11 protein-coding genes are annotated in these 15,322 nt (G+C 42.8%); 5 read left to right on the top strand and 6 right to left on the bottom strand.

Going from position 1 to position 15,322, the window contains the following annotated elements:
- Positions 1 to 605 precede the first annotated feature (605 nt).
- The gene (locus tag VPNCDNU1_RS05550; RefSeq protein ID WP_104399425.1) at positions 606 to 1,217 is read right to left on the bottom strand and encodes a LysE family translocator; all 612 of its coding nucleotides are present in this window, start codon (positions 1,215 to 1,217) and stop codon (positions 606 to 608) included.
- 104 nt (positions 1,218 to 1,321) lie between these two features.
- Here VPNCDNU1_RS05550 and VPNCDNU1_RS05545 point away from each other — a divergent pair, with 104 nt between their 5' ends.
- Positions 1,322 to 2,197, top strand: a complete 876-nt coding sequence (locus VPNCDNU1_RS05545; protein WP_104399424.1) for a LysR substrate-binding domain-containing protein — start codon at positions 1,322 to 1,324, stop codon at positions 2,195 to 2,197.
- Positions 2,198 to 2,290: 93 nt separating this feature from the next.
- On the opposite strand, the gene VPNCDNU1_RS05540 is transcribed toward VPNCDNU1_RS05545, so the two are convergent.
- Positions 2,291 to 2,545 (bottom strand): DUF1289 domain-containing protein, encoded by a 255-nt coding sequence (locus VPNCDNU1_RS05540; protein ID WP_104399423.1) that lies wholly within the window; start codon positions 2,543 to 2,545, stop codon positions 2,291 to 2,293.
- Positions 2,546 to 2,771: 226 nt separating this feature from the next.
- Here VPNCDNU1_RS05540 and VPNCDNU1_RS05535 point away from each other — a divergent pair, with 226 nt between their 5' ends.
- Positions 2,772 to 3,215: an META domain-containing protein gene (locus VPNCDNU1_RS05535; RefSeq protein ID WP_167404722.1), complete on the top strand. Its 444-nt coding sequence runs from the start codon at positions 2,772 to 2,774 to the stop codon at positions 3,213 to 3,215.
- Between the two features lie 123 nt (positions 3,216 to 3,338).
- On the opposite strand, the gene metE is transcribed toward VPNCDNU1_RS05535, so the two are convergent.
- On the bottom strand, positions 3,339 to 5,621 hold the full coding sequence (metE, locus tag VPNCDNU1_RS05530) for a 5-methyltetrahydropteroyltriglutamate--homocysteine S-methyltransferase (RefSeq protein ID WP_104399421.1): 2,283 nt from the start codon (positions 5,619 to 5,621) through the stop codon (positions 3,339 to 3,341).
- A 212-nt stretch (positions 5,622 to 5,833) separates the two neighbouring features.
- On the opposite strand from metE, the gene VPNCDNU1_RS05525 reads away from it, so the two are divergent.
- A complete protein-coding gene (locus tag VPNCDNU1_RS05525; RefSeq protein ID WP_104399420.1) occupies positions 5,834 to 6,745 on the top strand; it encodes a LysR substrate-binding domain-containing protein in 912 nt (303 codons plus the stop codon).
- 94 nt (positions 6,746 to 6,839) lie between these two features.
- Here the strand turns inward: VPNCDNU1_RS05525 and VPNCDNU1_RS05520 are convergent, their stop codons facing one another.
- From VPNCDNU1_RS05520 to VPNCDNU1_RS05510, 3 genes are all read right to left on the bottom strand, one after another.
- Entirely contained in the window at positions 6,840 to 7,040 is a 201-nt protein-coding gene (locus VPNCDNU1_RS05520; RefSeq protein WP_104399419.1) for a DUF4250 domain-containing protein, read from the bottom strand.
- A gap of 73 nt (positions 7,041 to 7,113) precedes the next feature.
- Positions 7,114 to 7,737: a hypothetical protein gene (locus VPNCDNU1_RS05515; protein ID WP_237324089.1), complete on the bottom strand. Its 624-nt coding sequence runs from the start codon at positions 7,735 to 7,737 to the stop codon at positions 7,114 to 7,116.
- Positions 7,738 to 7,895: 158 nt separating this feature from the next.
- Positions 7,896 to 10,373: a sensor domain-containing phosphodiesterase gene (locus VPNCDNU1_RS05510; protein WP_104399417.1), complete on the bottom strand. Its 2,478-nt coding sequence runs from the start codon at positions 10,371 to 10,373 to the stop codon at positions 7,896 to 7,898.
- A gap of 296 nt (positions 10,374 to 10,669) precedes the next feature.
- Between VPNCDNU1_RS05510 and VPNCDNU1_RS05505 the strand changes: the two genes are divergently transcribed.
- Both VPNCDNU1_RS05505 and VPNCDNU1_RS05500 read left to right on the top strand, forming a co-directional pair.
- Positions 10,670 to 11,719 carry an ABC transporter substrate-binding protein gene (locus VPNCDNU1_RS05505; protein ID WP_104399416.1) on the top strand — a complete coding sequence of 350 codons (1,050 nt, stop codon included), beginning with the start codon at positions 10,670 to 10,672 and terminating at the stop codon, positions 11,717 to 11,719.
- Positions 11,716 to 15,264: an ATP-binding protein gene (locus VPNCDNU1_RS05500; protein ID WP_104399415.1), complete on the top strand. Its 3,549-nt coding sequence runs from the start codon at positions 11,716 to 11,718 to the stop codon at positions 15,262 to 15,264. The genes VPNCDNU1_RS05505 and VPNCDNU1_RS05500 overlap by 4 nt, the downstream gene beginning before the upstream one ends.
- The last annotated feature ends 58 nt before the right edge of the window (positions 15,265 to 15,322 follow it).

Genomic DNA, 15,322 nt, shown 5'->3' with positions numbered 1-15,322 from the left:
GTATTACTGTGCGAAGTAGAACAATTTTCTACAGGTAAATGTGATTTATAGAATATTTGCGAGTGATAGCTAAGAATGTCTATTGCTAGATTAATTGCTTGCTATTTTTTTGGGTCAAACATCATTCTTTTGAATCAGAGTAAGTTCACGATATCTTTGAGCTGATAATACGATCGATTACATTTTTTCAGTTATCTAGGCGAGTTACATATAAATTAATATTGTTTTTAGTCAACTTACTACTGGTAACAAACTAATTTTATTAAGATTTAAGAGTATTATCATGGCTTCAAATAAAATATTAAAACCAGTACGAAAAGAAGATGGATCTGTCAGTAGAAATCCTGACAAATCTAAAACTGTCGCCGCGATTATCTCCTTTCAAAAGAATGTGGTTAAACTGATACGACCTGATTATTTAATGCGTTGATATTGATGTTAGCCCAAGATGTTTTCACAATATCAGCATCGACATGAAGTGGGCGTATCGCATGTGCTATCAGCCCACTCAGTTGGTGGATGTTGTGACCTTGAAAAGTTCTGGTAAAGCTCCAGCACTGCTAAGGTTGGAAGACTACCTCAGGCAATTGCTTGACTGATTCTAATCACGCTTTAGTTGCCAATAAAGCGCCGAAAGAGACAAGCGCAATACCGCACGCTTGTTCCAATCTTTTCTTCATTTTCAGCAAGCGCGTTTGAAGTGTTGGCGAAGTCAGCAGGACGGCCACTAAACTAAACCACAGCCCGTGAAGTAGAATCATATACCCACCATAAAACAGCGCTAGAGTCATTTCTTCGCCTTTGGGTGAAATGACTTGGCTAAAGATACTGACAAAGAACAACATGGTTTTTGGGTTCAATGCGTTACATAGCCAGCCTTGCAATGCATAGCGCCACTGAGCGTGATGGCTTTCAAGACCTGCTTGTTGCTCTAACTCGTGGCTACTGGATAAAAATCCTTTTATACCTAGATAAATCAGATAGGTAGCGCCGAGATATTTCAGGCATTGGAAAAGAAAAAGATTTTGTGAAATTAAGTAACCAATACCCAGAATAGAGTAGGCAATGTGAACTGTAATCGCAGTACTGATACCAACGGCTGTCCAAATGCCTGCCGCCCTGCCTTGCTGAATGCTGTTCCTCAACACTAAGACAAAGTCCGCCCCGGGGGTAATAACAATAAAGAAGCCAAGTACGGCTAAACTAAGAAATTCCATTGTGAACCTTTGTATATTTGTTAATAAGATGAAGCTATTGTAAGAAGCTTTTCTCCTTTCTATAATCGAAAGTATTGCCAGATATTTGTGAGATAATTTCACACATGCGTCACCTTAAAGCGTTTCACGTGTTCCACATCGCAGCATCCTCTAGCAGCTATACGCAGGCAGCAGAGCAGCTCAATCTGACTCATGGGGCTGTCAGTAAGCAAATCAAGACGTTAGAGCAGTATTTGGATAAGCGCCTGTTTCATAAACAAGGTCGCAATGTGGTGTTAACGGAACAAGGGCAATTGCTCAAGAGCTATACCGAACAGGCGTTTGGCGCTTTATCGGCAGGTGTTGCCAAACTTAACAGCCTCGATACTCACTCTTTGGAAGTGTCTTGCGAGCCCACTCTCACCATGCGCTGGCTGATGCCCAAGCTGGACGAATTCTATTCTCAAACAGGGACGGATGTTCGCTTATCCACAGCAGGCGGCCCAATCAATCTCATCAATGCGGGGCTGGATGTTGCGATTCGTCGTGACGATTTCGCGATCCCGTCGCACTATCAGATAACCCCTTTGGTGGAAGAGTGGGCGGGGCCGGTTTGTACGAAAGAATACTGGCATAGTATTAAAGGTGACATACGAAATGCCAAAATATTGCATTCTCAAACTCGTTTAACAGCGTGGCAAGAGTGGTTAAACGTTTCGTCTCTCTCAGGAATAACAACAAAATCCCAACAAAGCTTTGCTCATTTCTATTTTTGTTTGCAGGCAGCAAGTGACGGGCTTGGGATTGCTATAGGTTCTTACCCTCTGGTACACCATGACATTCTGCAGGGGCGGTTAATTGCGCCAATGGGATTTTCTCTGACAGGGCACAATTATGTTGCTATCCAAGCCACCGATACTCATTCGCTACTGAGTACACCATTTGTCAACTGGATTAAATCGGAAATGAGTGACTGCTTACCCTTTCATAATGCACTGTAGCTCTTACGTTATTGACCGGGCGTTAAAGCTCGGTAATAGAGTAAAACAAATTCGAGTAAGGGTTGTGGACTAAGTGACCTTAGAGCAATGAAGCTAGAACAAACTTTGTTGAGGGTCTTGGTTATCTAATCGCGATAGAGTTTGTTCTTCCTTCCTTTGCTTCATCATCTTTCGTCGATAGCGTTGACGACAAAGCTTGATAACATGCAGTTGCTGGGTGGGCGTCATGTTCAGCCAATCAAAACGTTCTTGGCGGTTACGCATGCATCCTTGGCAATACCCTCTTTCGTCAACCGTGCATACTCGAACACATGGACTCGGCACATTGAAAAATTCCAACTGTTCCATATCCCCTCCTATGCTTAGCGATGACTTTATATCTATTTAAAGCATAACACTTTACTCACGATACAACATATCCTCCGCATTAGAGGAAAAATCTATATAAATTTCCAAACGAGAATGGAATAAAGAAATGGTAATGGTTTTATACCCTTGGCAGTATTATTATGACTTTACACTGACAAGAAACTGAACTTGTTAATTATACTGCACGGGATTTTGAAAACACTTCTTGGAGCTTCGAATGAAAAAGCAACTCGCTCTTATCGCTTTACCAGTTATTTTGGCAGCTTGTACCAGCAACGGAGATGCATCGGTGGTAACCAAAGAGGATTTACAACATCACCACTGGATTTTGGCTCAGATCGATGGACAAGACTACGTAAAACCGGAACATAGCAAACACCCTAGCATTGAAGTCGGTGAAAAGTTGACTGTTAATGGTTTCGCCGGTTGTAATGGTTACTTTGGACAAGGCGAATTAAAAGATGGGCAGTTCCGTGTTGATAACATGGGCATGACCATGATGATGTGCTCCGATGAAATGATGAACACCGAACAGGTGATGTCAGATGCATTAGGAGAGTGGAGCGATGTCACTCTAACGAAAGACACATTGACTCTCAAAAACGACAAGCACCAAGTTACCTTTAAGTTACGAGATTGGGTAAATTAGCCGAGGTTTTATTCAACATATTTTGGAATGAAACGCGCTAAAAGATACAGCAAAAGTTAACAGAAAGCCCCTGCTCATTGAGCAGGGGCTTTTTACATTTTGGTTAGATGAAGAGAGCGGTCGCTATTGCCATTGAGTACGCAATGTTTTAGCCGCATTTACCATGTTTTTAAGTGATGCTTCGGTTTCTTCCCAGTTACGTGTTTTTAATCCACAGTCTGGGTTCACCCAAAGTCGTTTTGCTGGAATTTTCGCCGCCGCCTTTTCGAGTAAGTCAACCATCCACTCTTCTGTCGGAATATTCGGTGAATGGATATCGTATACACCCGGACCAATCTCGTTTGGATAGTTGAACTCTTCAAATGCTTTCAGCAATTCCATGTTTGACCGAGAAGTTTCAATGGTAATCACATCAGCATCTAACGCGGCAACAGATTCGATGATTTCGTTAAACTCGCTGTAACACATGTGTGTATGAATCTGAGTTTCAGGCTTTGCACTTGCCGCAGAGATTTTAAAGGATTCGACCGCCCAGTTTAGGTATTCTTCATGGTCACGCTTCTTAAGTGGCAACCCTTCACGAATCGCAGGTTCATCAATCTGAATGATATTGATCCCCGCGTCCTGTAAATCACTCACTTCATCACGTAATGCAAATGCCAGCTGTTGCGCAATTTCTTTGCGGGTAACGTCTTCACGCGGGAACGTCCAGCACAGAATCGTAACCGGCCCTGTAAGCATGCCTTTCATTTGTTTGCTGGTGAGAGACTGGGCATAAGTAGACCACTCAACTGTCATCGGCTTTCCACGCTCGATATCAGCCACAACAATCGCGGGTTTAACGCAACGTGAGCCATAACTTTGAACCCAACCAAATTTGGATGTTTGGAAACCAGCCAAATTCTCCGCAAAATACTCCACCATGTCGTTACGCTCGGCTTCACCGTGAACCAGAACATCAAGGTCTAATGCTTCTTGACGTTCGACCGCATCTTTGATGTGACCTTTCAGCGCGGCTTCATAATCGGCTTCAGACAGTTTTCCGGTGCGGAATGCACTGCGTTGCGTGCGGATTTCGCTGGTTTGAGGGAACGAACCAATGGTCGTGGTCGGCAGAAGAGGCAGACCCAGCACTTCGGCTTGGTGATGGGCACGCTCCTCGTACGGAGCACTACGGTTAGCTAATTCACTTGTAATAGCGTTAACTCGTGCTTTCACTTGAGGTTTGTTAACGTGATCCGCAGTTTTACGTGCAACAATCGGTTGGCTGTAAATTTCACATTCTGCGATGGCTTTCTGGTCACCATTTAAGGCAGCACCAAGCAGGCTAACTTCGCTCAGCTTTTGTTTCGCAAACGCAAACCAGCTTTTCACCTCTTCTGTTAACTCAGTTTCAAGCTCAAGATCGATAGGGCTATGCAGTAAAGAACAAGAACTACCAATCCAAAGGTTTTCACCCAGTTTTTCTTTCACTGGTTGCAGCTTTTTCAACCAAGCATTAACGTCCGCGCGCCAAACATTACGTCCATTGACAACACCGGCTGATAACACCCAGTTTTCAGGCAGTTTGTTAACTATAGCGTCTAGTTGCTCAGGTGCCGCTGAGAGATCGACGTGCACACCGTTAATTGGAAGTGCGGTGATGTAATCGAAATGTTCTTCTACCGAGTCGAAGTAAGTAGTCAGAAGAAGTTTTACATCACTCTGAATAACTTGGTAAGCCAGCTTAAATGAATCCAACCACGGCTTGTCTAGTTCTAGACCTAGAATAGGTTCATCAATCTGAACCCACTCAACACCAAGCTCTGCCAGTTTCGCTAAAATCGCTTGATAAGCCGTAAGAAGGCGTGGAAGAAGCGTTAGGCGATCAAACCCCTCTTCAATTTCTTTACCCAAGAACAGGTAGCTTACCGGGCCAAGAAGAACTGGTTTTACTTCATGCCCAGCTTGAATGGCTTCGTTTACTTCTTCAAAAAGCTGTGGCCAGCTAACTTCAAATGAAGCATCGCTGCTGAATTCAGGAACAATGTAGTGGTAATTCGTGTTGAACCACTTCGTCATGTCGGATGCTGCAGATCCACAACCACAACTAGACTGCGACTGACCGCGACCAACGCGGAACAGCGTATCGAGATCTGGGAAGCCTTCTTTATGGCGAGTTGGGACATTCCCCAATAATAAACTGGTAGTAAGTACATGGTCGTACCATGCAAAATCACCCGCAGCTACATAGCTCAGCCCACTCTCGGTTTGATCTTTCCAATGGCGCTGCCTTAACTCGCTGCCCACTTCCTTAAGCTCTTGCTGTGAAATTTCACCTCGCCAATATTTTTCCTGCGCAAATTTTAGTTCTCTTTTCTCACCAACACGTGGATAGCCGAGGATATGAGTCTTAGTCGTTGCCATAGTTATTATTCCTTGCACATAAATTTAAGAAGTCTGGATGGCTAAAATATCTCTCGAATCGCCTAGTTGAGCAAATTCCATTTATTCAACTTGTTTATTATTTTTTTTCATGTTTTAAATTTAATTTAGCCATCTAGACGTTTACAAAGAGGTCAAAAGCTCGTATTTTATGAACATATGTCATAGAGAACATGGAAAAGTGAGAGAAGCTCATGATTGAATTGAAGCATCTGAGAACATTGACATCATTAAGAGATACCGGATCATTAACCGCAACCGCAACCGCCCTGCACTTAACACAGTCGGCACTTTCTCATCAGATAAAGGATTTAGAATCGCGAATTGGAGGGCAGCTCTTTTTGCGTAAAACAAGACCTGTAAAATTCACCTCTGAAGGTGAAATACTGCTCAAAGTCGCCGACGAAGTTCTGCCTAGGCTAGCGATGGCAGAAAGTGAACTCGCCAGTCTTAAGGAAGATGTTAATGGTCGGTTGCACATGGCCATTGAGTGTCATTCCTGTTTTCAATGGCTCATGCCCGCTCTAAAGGAATATCAGCTCGCATGGCCCAGCGTTACATTGGATTTTTCTTCCGGTTTTGGGTTCGAACCATTACCGGCATTGATGGGAGGGGAGCTCGATTTGGTCATCACCTCCGATATTCAGCCAAAATCAGAAGTGCACTATGAGCCTTTGTTTGATTTTGAAATGAGATTAGTGACTTCAACCACCCACCCACTTGCGGAGTTGGAAAGTATCCAACCTGAAGATTTAGCGGATCAAACCATCATTACCTACCCTGTACAAAAGCAAAGGTTGGATATTGTTAAACATTTCCTTCAGCCAGCGGGGGTTGAGCCAGCTAAATGGAAGCAATGCGATAACACGTTAATGCTGGTTCAAATGGTTTCTGCTGGATTAGGTGTCGCCGCTTTACCAAATTGGGCGGTTATTGAGTTTTCACGGCAAGGATTGATCACTAGCAAGCCACTTTCTGACGGGCTTTGGAGAAGGCTTTTCGCTGCCACTCGAAGCAGCGAAAGCAAAAAAAGATACCTACAAGCGTTCTTCAACACTGCTCGACAACAATGCAAAAGCCACCTTGAAGGAATTAAGTTAGCCTAGCGAAAATCGGACACTCAAATCTCGAAGCCTAAATCCCGAAGCTCAAACTCCGAAACTTAAGTGGATAAGCCATTTGGGTTTCGAATTTTTCGCGTTATCGTTCGTAAGACTTAAATTGGTTCGTGAGTGGGTCGTACTGATAACCCACCACATCTAGCTTGCTCACCAAGCTTTCAACATCCATTTCATAGGTCGTAACCAACTCTTCAAAACTGTCGCATTCCAAACGCAATTTTTCGTTCACTATGCCCAGCAATATGATGCTATCGAGGTTGGTGATGTTGCTCAGATCCATGGCACTTCCCCCTTTTCAGGTTACCTACTCAAAGGTTAGTGTCTATTAGGAAAAGTGCTATTTGATACGAGTATTATATTAGAGACTGGAACCCAAATTGTGATGCAAGTAGGCAACACACTGCCACGCTCAACTGAATTTTAGTTGGAGTTTGGTTGAACAACATATGCCAGCACCAAATTAGGAGAGCAGTGATTAACATCGCAAAGCCCGCTAAAATTTGCGTGGTAAAATGCTCTATGGCTTCAGGAGGAAGTTGATACGCCTGAACCAATGAGACAATGGCAAAAAGCATTCCACTGACGATACCTGTAATAGGTAAGATACGATGAAAGGCTTGTAACCGAGAGCGAGAAACAACCAACATAAGCTGCGCAAATGCCGCCCCTAATAATATGCCAGAAACAGCGACACTGACCCCGCCCCAAAATGTGAAGCTTTGCATGATCACATGTGTGAGAGCTGCCAACCCAGTTAATGCTGATAAATTCAATATGTAGAAAGAACCCGTTTCACGTGTTTTTCCTGTTTGGACTTTAGAATAAAACGCAACTAAAACACCAGCCGTAACTAATCCGAGCAAACTTATGGTTGCAGTGGCTATCCATAACGCGATAAAGGCAGGCAAAAGCTTATGCAAGCGACCTCTTTGCCCTGGGCAAATGTCCCCTTTTTGCAGTACCAAAGTGATAACCAATTGGGCCCCTAAAGTCATAGGAAGCAATTGGGCAAGGAAATAATCAAGCATTGTTAGGCAGAGTTACGTCATTCAAAATTGTGGCACGGATAATAACAGACTCTATTTACCCAAGTAACCACCTTTAACAACTCGTTAGCCTTTAAACCCAAGTAACCTCAACTGGCTAAAAACTTGAGCACCTTGTTTTTGGTCACTATGCCTAAACATTCTCCTTTGTCTCCGGCGATCACCCAAGGTAGCGGGACGCCTTTTTTGACGAGCGCTGGAACATCTTTAAGTAACGTCGCGTGGCTAAGAACCGTAAACTGGGTCTTCATTACTTGGCTAAGCTTGCGTTTTAAAATTTGCGTATCTCGTTGCGTTTCTAACTTAGTGCCAAATGTTGAAGTCATATGAAGGCTATACACTTCCCTATCAATCACCCCAACGCAATGTAAGCTGTCTGTCACCACCATGGCTTCTAAATCTGTTCGCAGGAAAATCTCATGCACTTCACTCAGCGCTGTACTGGGTTCTAAAAATGGCGACATTTGCTCATGTAAGCTTAAAATCCCTACACCTTGCTTGGGTAAAGAAAAGCGACGCAATTCATTCTGTTTTTTCACATAGTGACGCGCTGTTTCAATATCATCAATAGAGACGGGTTTAGAGAAGTAGTACCCCTGTATGTAATCCACATTCAACCCAGTAAGCACTTCTATTTCTTGTATGGTTTCAACTCCTTCAGCAATCACTTTCACGCCAAGGGTATGAGAAAGATCCACCAGCATTTTCACAATGAAGTACTTGTGTGTGCCTATTTCTATATCGAATATAAATTCTCGGTCGATTTTAAGGTAATCGAAGTGACCATTACTCAAATAAGTAAAAGAAGAATACCCGGTACCAAAGTCATCAATTGCAACATTAACGCCTCTTTGTCTAAGCGCTTTCAATGCCTCTATGTGGCAATCTTCACTGTCAAAATAGGCACTTTCTGTCAACTCAATAGTAACTAACTTAGGGTCAACGCCCGACTCCTCGACCATATTTAGAGTGTTTGTCAGTACTTGCTGGGCACTCATTTTGGTATTAAGCGATCGGTTTATCGTAATGCCCACTTGCTTGCCGAAGTGACGATGAATTCTTTCTAGATAATGCAAAGACTTGGAACCGATAATTTTATCCAAGGTCGCCACGAGGTTCAGGTCTTCAGCAATGTTGATCATTTCTTGAGGTGTATATTGAAGCCCTTCAACAGAAGGAAAACGGCATAGAGCTTCAAATTTAATAACTTGCCAAGTTTCAGTAGAAACAATGGGCTGAAAGTGCACGTCGATATTTTCTGTCTTAATAAAGCCCGTCAAAAGCTCTTCGAGCTTCTTCCTTCGAACCGTTTCTTCATGCATCGAACGGTCGAAGAAGCTGATGTTGTAGCCTTTTTTACTCGAATGTTGTTCCAACATAGCCTGAGTCGCATGGGTAACCAACATTTTAGGTTGGTTGGTATCGTACCCAAGTACGGATACGCCAATCTTCCCTCTTGTAACGAGCTTGAAAAGATGTTCGTTACCAAACTGACGAATCGCCGCCATGAAACGCCTGATCTCGCTATGTATAGCCCTAACCCTATTGGCAGAATTGACGCATTTTAGTGCGCACACAAACAAGTTGTCGCCTTTGTAGCCACAAAGGTATTGCTCATCCACCTGAGCAACGGCGTTTGAAAACGCAACCCTCTGCTCTAACGTTGAGTCTTCATCAAATTCCGGTGCTATTGCCAAAACAATAATGGTATGAGAATGGCTGTAATGTTTAACAATGCTGGCTAGTTTTGATTTAAATTCATCTTCATTGGGAAGTTGCGTCAACAGTTCAATACCACCGTATTCCGTATCGGCAATTCGGTACAAGTGATTGGACAAATCGACGGTAAAACCAACGAAATACGTTTTACCATTCGCCATTTCCACTTTCTGGATGGTGAGATCTTGAGGTTCTGTTTGACCATTTGCCCTTTTAGACAAAATGGTGCCAGTCCAATGACCTTCCCTATGAATCACTCGCCAAATTTCTTCGAAGAATGTATCGCTGTGTTTACCCGCATTGAACAGGCTCGTTTTTTTCCCTAACAGCTCATTAAACTGATAGCCCGAACGTTCGATAAAATAAGGGTTGCAAGCTAAAATCCGAGTATCACTGTCGGTTATAACAATGCCATGATGTCGGTTTTCAAAAATTGCTTGAAAAATTTGCCCGATTTCATACATAGAAGACAAGTAAAACAGAGGTCGGATATAACCCAGAAGTACATCACCTTCTGCTCTGCTTACTTCTACTTCACAATAAATAAACAACCCTTTCGAAGGGGTTAGAACACAGAAAACAGAGTGTTTCGAATTGCATTCATGCGTTGACTGAAGCGCACCTACCAGCTTCTTTTTGTCGTTTTCAGGCATTATTTTCAAAAGATCCGCAATAGTCTGAATTTTAAACTGACGATGAATACTTTCCACTAAAAAGGGGTCTAGAAACTGAAACTCGTCACTACTGGCATTCCAACGCCACTTTGCTGCTTTATAGCCCTGCACCTCCCCTTCGTCCCCGCTGGAAATACTCATAGCTTTCAACACTGAAATTAGCGATGTATTCATATTCGATGCAACCCCTTACATTGCAACTAAAAACTCTTATTACATTCAAGCAAACTCTTTATTATTCAGGCGTGATTGGATCAACATTTGTTTGAAAAAAAAGCAAGTTATCCAAATTAACTGTCATTATGTGAGATCCCCCTCTTTTCATAAAAGCGCACAAACCGCTCGCAATTATCTTGATGTTTCTTTTCATCTCATACTTGAAACACCTCCAATCTCTCCTAGCCTTATCTTTAGGCAGTTAAATCTCAAGCCGTTAGCTTCCATCGAATAAATGACAAGAGAAATAATCAATGGAACGTTCTAATTCAGCTCACTTAAAGACTCACGTTCATTCTCGCTATGCACTTGCCATCCAGTGGTCAAATAGACGAATTGTTTTAATTTCATTCATTGTGATATCGCTTGCGTTAATCACACCTAGGATGGCTTTTGCTACAACGGTAAACGTAAATTACGTGATTGGGTTTGCAACATGGAGCGGGTATCCAGATAGCGTCGCAGGCTTTAAAGCTGGGCTTGCTGAGTTTGGAATACAGGAAGGAAAAAACGCCACGTTCATTATGGGAAAAACGGGGGCTAATAAAGAGTTGCAAACAAAAGTCGCAAACAAAATTAAAGATACGCGTCCAAATTTGGTTTACTCACTGACCACACCGGGCACTACCATCATCAAAAACGTATTGCCGGCAAGCACACCGATTGTATTTTCGATTGTGACTTACCCAGCCGATTCAGGGTTGATAGATTCGTTCGATTATTCAGGCAATAACCTCGTCGGCACCAGTAACTACGTATCCAACAAACACTATGTTGCCCTACTTAGAAAGGTTCTTCCAGAGACTCGCAAAATATCAATTTTTCACCGTAAGGGAGAACCTAATTCCAAAATTCAGGCTTCCAATATTTTACGGCTAATGAAAAAAGAAGGGATAAAGGTAGAGATATTGGCGGCCAATAGCATTGAACACCTATCTGAACTGGCCATGGACCAAGTGGGTAAAACCGATGTATTTATGACCACCACAGATACCCTAATGCAATCGGGAGGGGAAGAAGCACTCATCGCAATATCTCATCAACACAAGATTCCGATTTTAAGCTCCAACAAGTCCGGCATTTTGAAAGGCTCAACCTTTGGGCCCGTAGCTGATTTCTATACGCTAGGCAAAATGGCAGGTGAGAAAGCAGGACAGATCTTAGTGAATGATGTGCCACCAACACAGCTTCAATCCGAGCTTCAAGAGCCGCCGCTCTTTATGGTTAATACAAAAGCAATAAACATGATGGGAATATCCGTATCTGTCGATATTCGTGATCAACTCATTTGGGTCGACAAATGAAACTCACAACTAAGGTTGTTTTTACTGTCATCACAACACTGAGTATTCTCATGGCAGTAATGGGTTACTTGCTGGTATCCAACACCAAAACCGAAATGTCTGAACGCTTATACAATGAGATGGCTCTCGACTCTAGCTACGCATTGAAGCGCCTAAATACAAACATTGAAGGTAATATTGCGATGGCTAACATCATCTCTAAAAATAGAGACATCGCTAAAGCACTCGACTTACAGGAAAACAGAGGAATTAATCAGATACTGAATGGTTTGTTAGAAGTGTACCCCTTAATAAACTACATTTTGATACTCGATGAGGAAAACACCGTATTTGCCACATCCACCGTCGATATGGAAGGCAATAAAATTAACGGGGAAAGGCTGCTATTAGAAAATATCACTCAGCACCCTATGTACAAGCCCTCCGAAGGAGGTAATACAGTCGTTAGCAACATTCTGTATGACCCTTACCTTCCTACATTAGGTTTAGATCAACATTTATCACAATGGTTTACATCCGACATTAAGATCCGAGGTCGGAGCCTTGGTAAAGTCATCGTTTCGATAAATTGGACAAAAATTGCCTACGACGTACTAGGCGAGGTCAATCAGTCCATCATTAACGCTGGTCGACCGCTTAAGCTCGTCTTACTCACCGACATGGAAGGTAAGATCTACGCCTCCTATGCACAAGGCGATCTTCTTCTTTCTAACAATATCTATTCACAAGGTAAAACGTACAACAAAAGCCACTCCGAGCTGACAGCAAGTAAGACATTAGATCGTGCAGGCGCTGCGCTCAAAGCAGTGGTTGTTTACGATAAAGACAAAGCTTTTCAGCCCATTTACGATTCAAACCAATTCGTTTTGCTTTCATTTATCGCAGGCAGTTTCGTTATCGCCACGGTTATCGTCGTACTGCTAAGAAAGCTGGTTTTGCACCGCCTCGCCTTATTACACCGAGCTGCCTACCACATTGGGCAAGGAAATCTGGATATTAACATTCCCTCTCTTGGCAAAGATGAACTCGCGGAGCTGGGACAAGCGATCAACGGGATGGTGGATGGGCTACAATCAAAAACCACGTCCATTGAGCGCCTCAATGAAGAAATTTTCGCTCGTAAAGAAGCACTCAAAGAGAAAGAAATCAAAGATCTGCAGCTATCTGAAGCAAATAAATACATCAAAGGCATTAGCGATAACGCTCCCCAGTTGTTCTCTTATGTCGATAAAGATCTCCACTACAGATTTGTAAACCGAGCCTACCAAGACTGGTTTGGGCTACCGGAAAATGAAATCTTAAACCAGCATATAAAGATCATACTTGGAGAAAAAATATTCAATGAAGTTTTTCCTTATCTGGAGCAAGGTCTGGCAGGTAAAGAAACTCAATTTGAAAGCCGAATAGATGCTGGATTGGGGCAATTTAAGCATATCAGAGCGACATATTTGCCAGACATTGTGGATGGAGAAGTCTCGGGTGTTTTTGTGTCTGTTGAGGATTTAACCAACATTAAAGAATCGGAGGAAAAACTGAAAGAAACCGTGTCCTTAATGGAAGCCATATTGCACTCTGCCGAGAACGGGTTACTTGTCACCGACAAACGTGGTCACTACCTAAAAATGAATCAGCAGTTCTGTCAAATTTGGCAACTTCCAAGCTTGTACACTGAAGAAGGAGGTTCATTGAGTTTCGTTCACCAAATTCGCTCTCAGCTTGTTGACCCATCTTCATTCACACTCTCCCCTGATCAGTTAAATGCTGGCAGCCTTGATCGCTCGTTCGACACGTTAGAACTTAGAAATGGGAAGATTATAGAGAGAATTTCTCACCCAATGTTGCAAGAAGGAACACTTGTAGGGCGAGTATGGAGCTTTAGAGATATCACCGATCAAATTGAGTATGAAAAAACAATATTGGATACAAAAAACAAAGCCGTGGAAGCGGCAAAAGCCAAAAGTGAATTTCTTGCCAATATGAGCCATGAAATACGTACTCCAATGAATGGTGTACTAGGCATGTTGGATCTCATCAATAAAAATGAGCTTACCGATAGTCAGGGCCACTACCTAAATTTGGCTCAATCCAGTGCCAAATCTCTTCTCACCATCATTGACGATATTTTAGATTTCTCCAAAATCGATGCAGGAAAGTTAGATTTGGAAGAAGTAAATTTCGACCTATTAGAGCTGCTTAATCGATTCAAAGAAATCAATGCTATCAAAGCGCAAGAAAAACAAATCAGTTTCTATCTAGATACTCAAAATGTTTCTACTCCGTTGGTAAAAGGCGACCCAACGAGGCTTCTACAAATATTGAATAATCTAGTGGGCAACGCTTTCAAGTTCACCGACCAAGGTGAAATCAAAGTTGATGCTCAAATCACGAAAGCCGAAGGCGAACTTTTGGTCTTTCAGTGCTCGGTAACGGATTCAGGAATCGGCATTAAGAAAGAGCAGCTAAGTGTGTTGTTTGACGCCTTTACACAGGCCGACACCTCAACCACACGCCAATTTGGCGGCACTGGCTTGGGTCTTTCCATCACGAAACAACTGTGCTTACTGATGGGAGGGTCGTTAGAAGTCTCTAGCCAGCTAGGGCAAGGTTCTACCTTCTCTTTCTCTATTCAGCTTCGTGAAGGTGACGCTACAATGGAAAACTTACCTCACGAAACAGCATTCGATTCTCAATATTTAACGTCAAGCGAGTCGAAATCAAAACATGAGCAACACGGAGCCACAGATCCGTATTTGAAACAAGCACAAAACCGAATCCTGCTGGTAGAAGACAACGATATCAATCAACTTGTCGCGCAAGGAATGCTTGAAAATCTGGGCATCCAATCAGATATTGCAGGAAATGGCCTCGCTGCTCTCCAATCATTGCGATCTTCTACGCCCTATCAACTGATATTAATGGATTGCCAAATGCCTGAAATGGATGGATATGAAGCCACAATGGCGATCAGAGACGGAGAAGCGGGACAAAACTACAAAAGCATTCCAATTATTGCCATGACAGCCAACGCCATGAAGGGTGATATGGAGAAATGCCTTGCTGCTGGCATGAACGATTACATAAGCAAACCCGTTAACCCAGAGAACTTAGAGTCGGTGTTATCAAAATGGCTTAATTTTTCTTCAAACTCCTCAAACTCTTCAATTTCCAGTACCCGCCTAAATGAGCTCAGCTCCGTAAGTGATCAGAATGATCCTGTATGGAATGAACGCGAAGCTCTGGATATGATGTTCAACGATAAAGGCGCTTTAAACGTCGTGCTCAGTGCTTTTATGGAGGAAACTCCAGAACAGATTCACCAGCTTATCTCTGCCATTGATAACGGAAACATCAGTGAAATAAAGGTCCACTCTCATACCCTAAAAGGGACAAGCAGCCAGATTGGTGCGCACAGCCTTTACACTTTGATGGATGAAATTGAAAAACAGGTAAAATCCCAAAATCAGCTTCCGGATCCTAGTGTAATTGCACGTATTTCTGAGCACCAAGAACAACTGTTTTTAAGGCTAAATCAATACCTTTCTTAGTAGGCATGAAATATCGATTGAGCCTTTATGCGTAAGCCCTACAGCGTCATAAATACGA

The organism is Vibrio penaeicida, assembly GCF_002933855.1.
GTDB classification, from domain to species: domain Bacteria; phylum Pseudomonadota; class Gammaproteobacteria; order Enterobacterales; family Vibrionaceae; genus Vibrio; species Vibrio penaeicida_A.
The sequence above is the reverse complement of the archived record's forward strand: the minus strand, read 5'-3'. Positions and strand labels throughout refer to the sequence as shown.

Coding starts and splice junctions, on each gene's coding strand:
- VPNCDNU1_RS05550 (WP_104399425.1), bottom strand. CDS start 1,217: ATGGAATTTCTTAGTTTAGCCGTACTTGGCTTCTTTATTGTTATTACC.
- VPNCDNU1_RS05545 (WP_104399424.1), top strand. CDS start 1,322: ATGCGTCACCTTAAAGCGTTTCACGTGTTCCACATCGCAGCATCCTCT.
- VPNCDNU1_RS05540 (WP_104399423.1), bottom strand. CDS start 2,545: ATGGAACAGTTGGAATTTTTCAATGTGCCGAGTCCATGTGTTCGAGTA.
- metE (WP_104399421.1), bottom strand. CDS start 5,621: ATGGCAACGACTAAGACTCATATCCTCGGCTATCCACGTGTTGGTGAG.
- VPNCDNU1_RS05525 (WP_104399420.1), top strand. CDS start 5,834: ATGATTGAATTGAAGCATCTGAGAACATTGACATCATTAAGAGATACC.
- VPNCDNU1_RS05520 (WP_104399419.1), bottom strand. CDS start 7,040: ATGGATCTGAGCAACATCACCAACCTCGATAGCATCATATTGCTGGGC.
- VPNCDNU1_RS05510 (WP_104399417.1), bottom strand. CDS start 10,373: ATGAATACATCGCTAATTTCAGTGTTGAAAGCTATGAGTATTTCCAGC.
- VPNCDNU1_RS05505 (WP_104399416.1), top strand. CDS start 10,670: ATGGAACGTTCTAATTCAGCTCACTTAAAGACTCACGTTCATTCTCGC.
- VPNCDNU1_RS05500 (WP_104399415.1), top strand. CDS start 11,716: ATGAAACTCACAACTAAGGTTGTTTTTACTGTCATCACAACACTGAGT.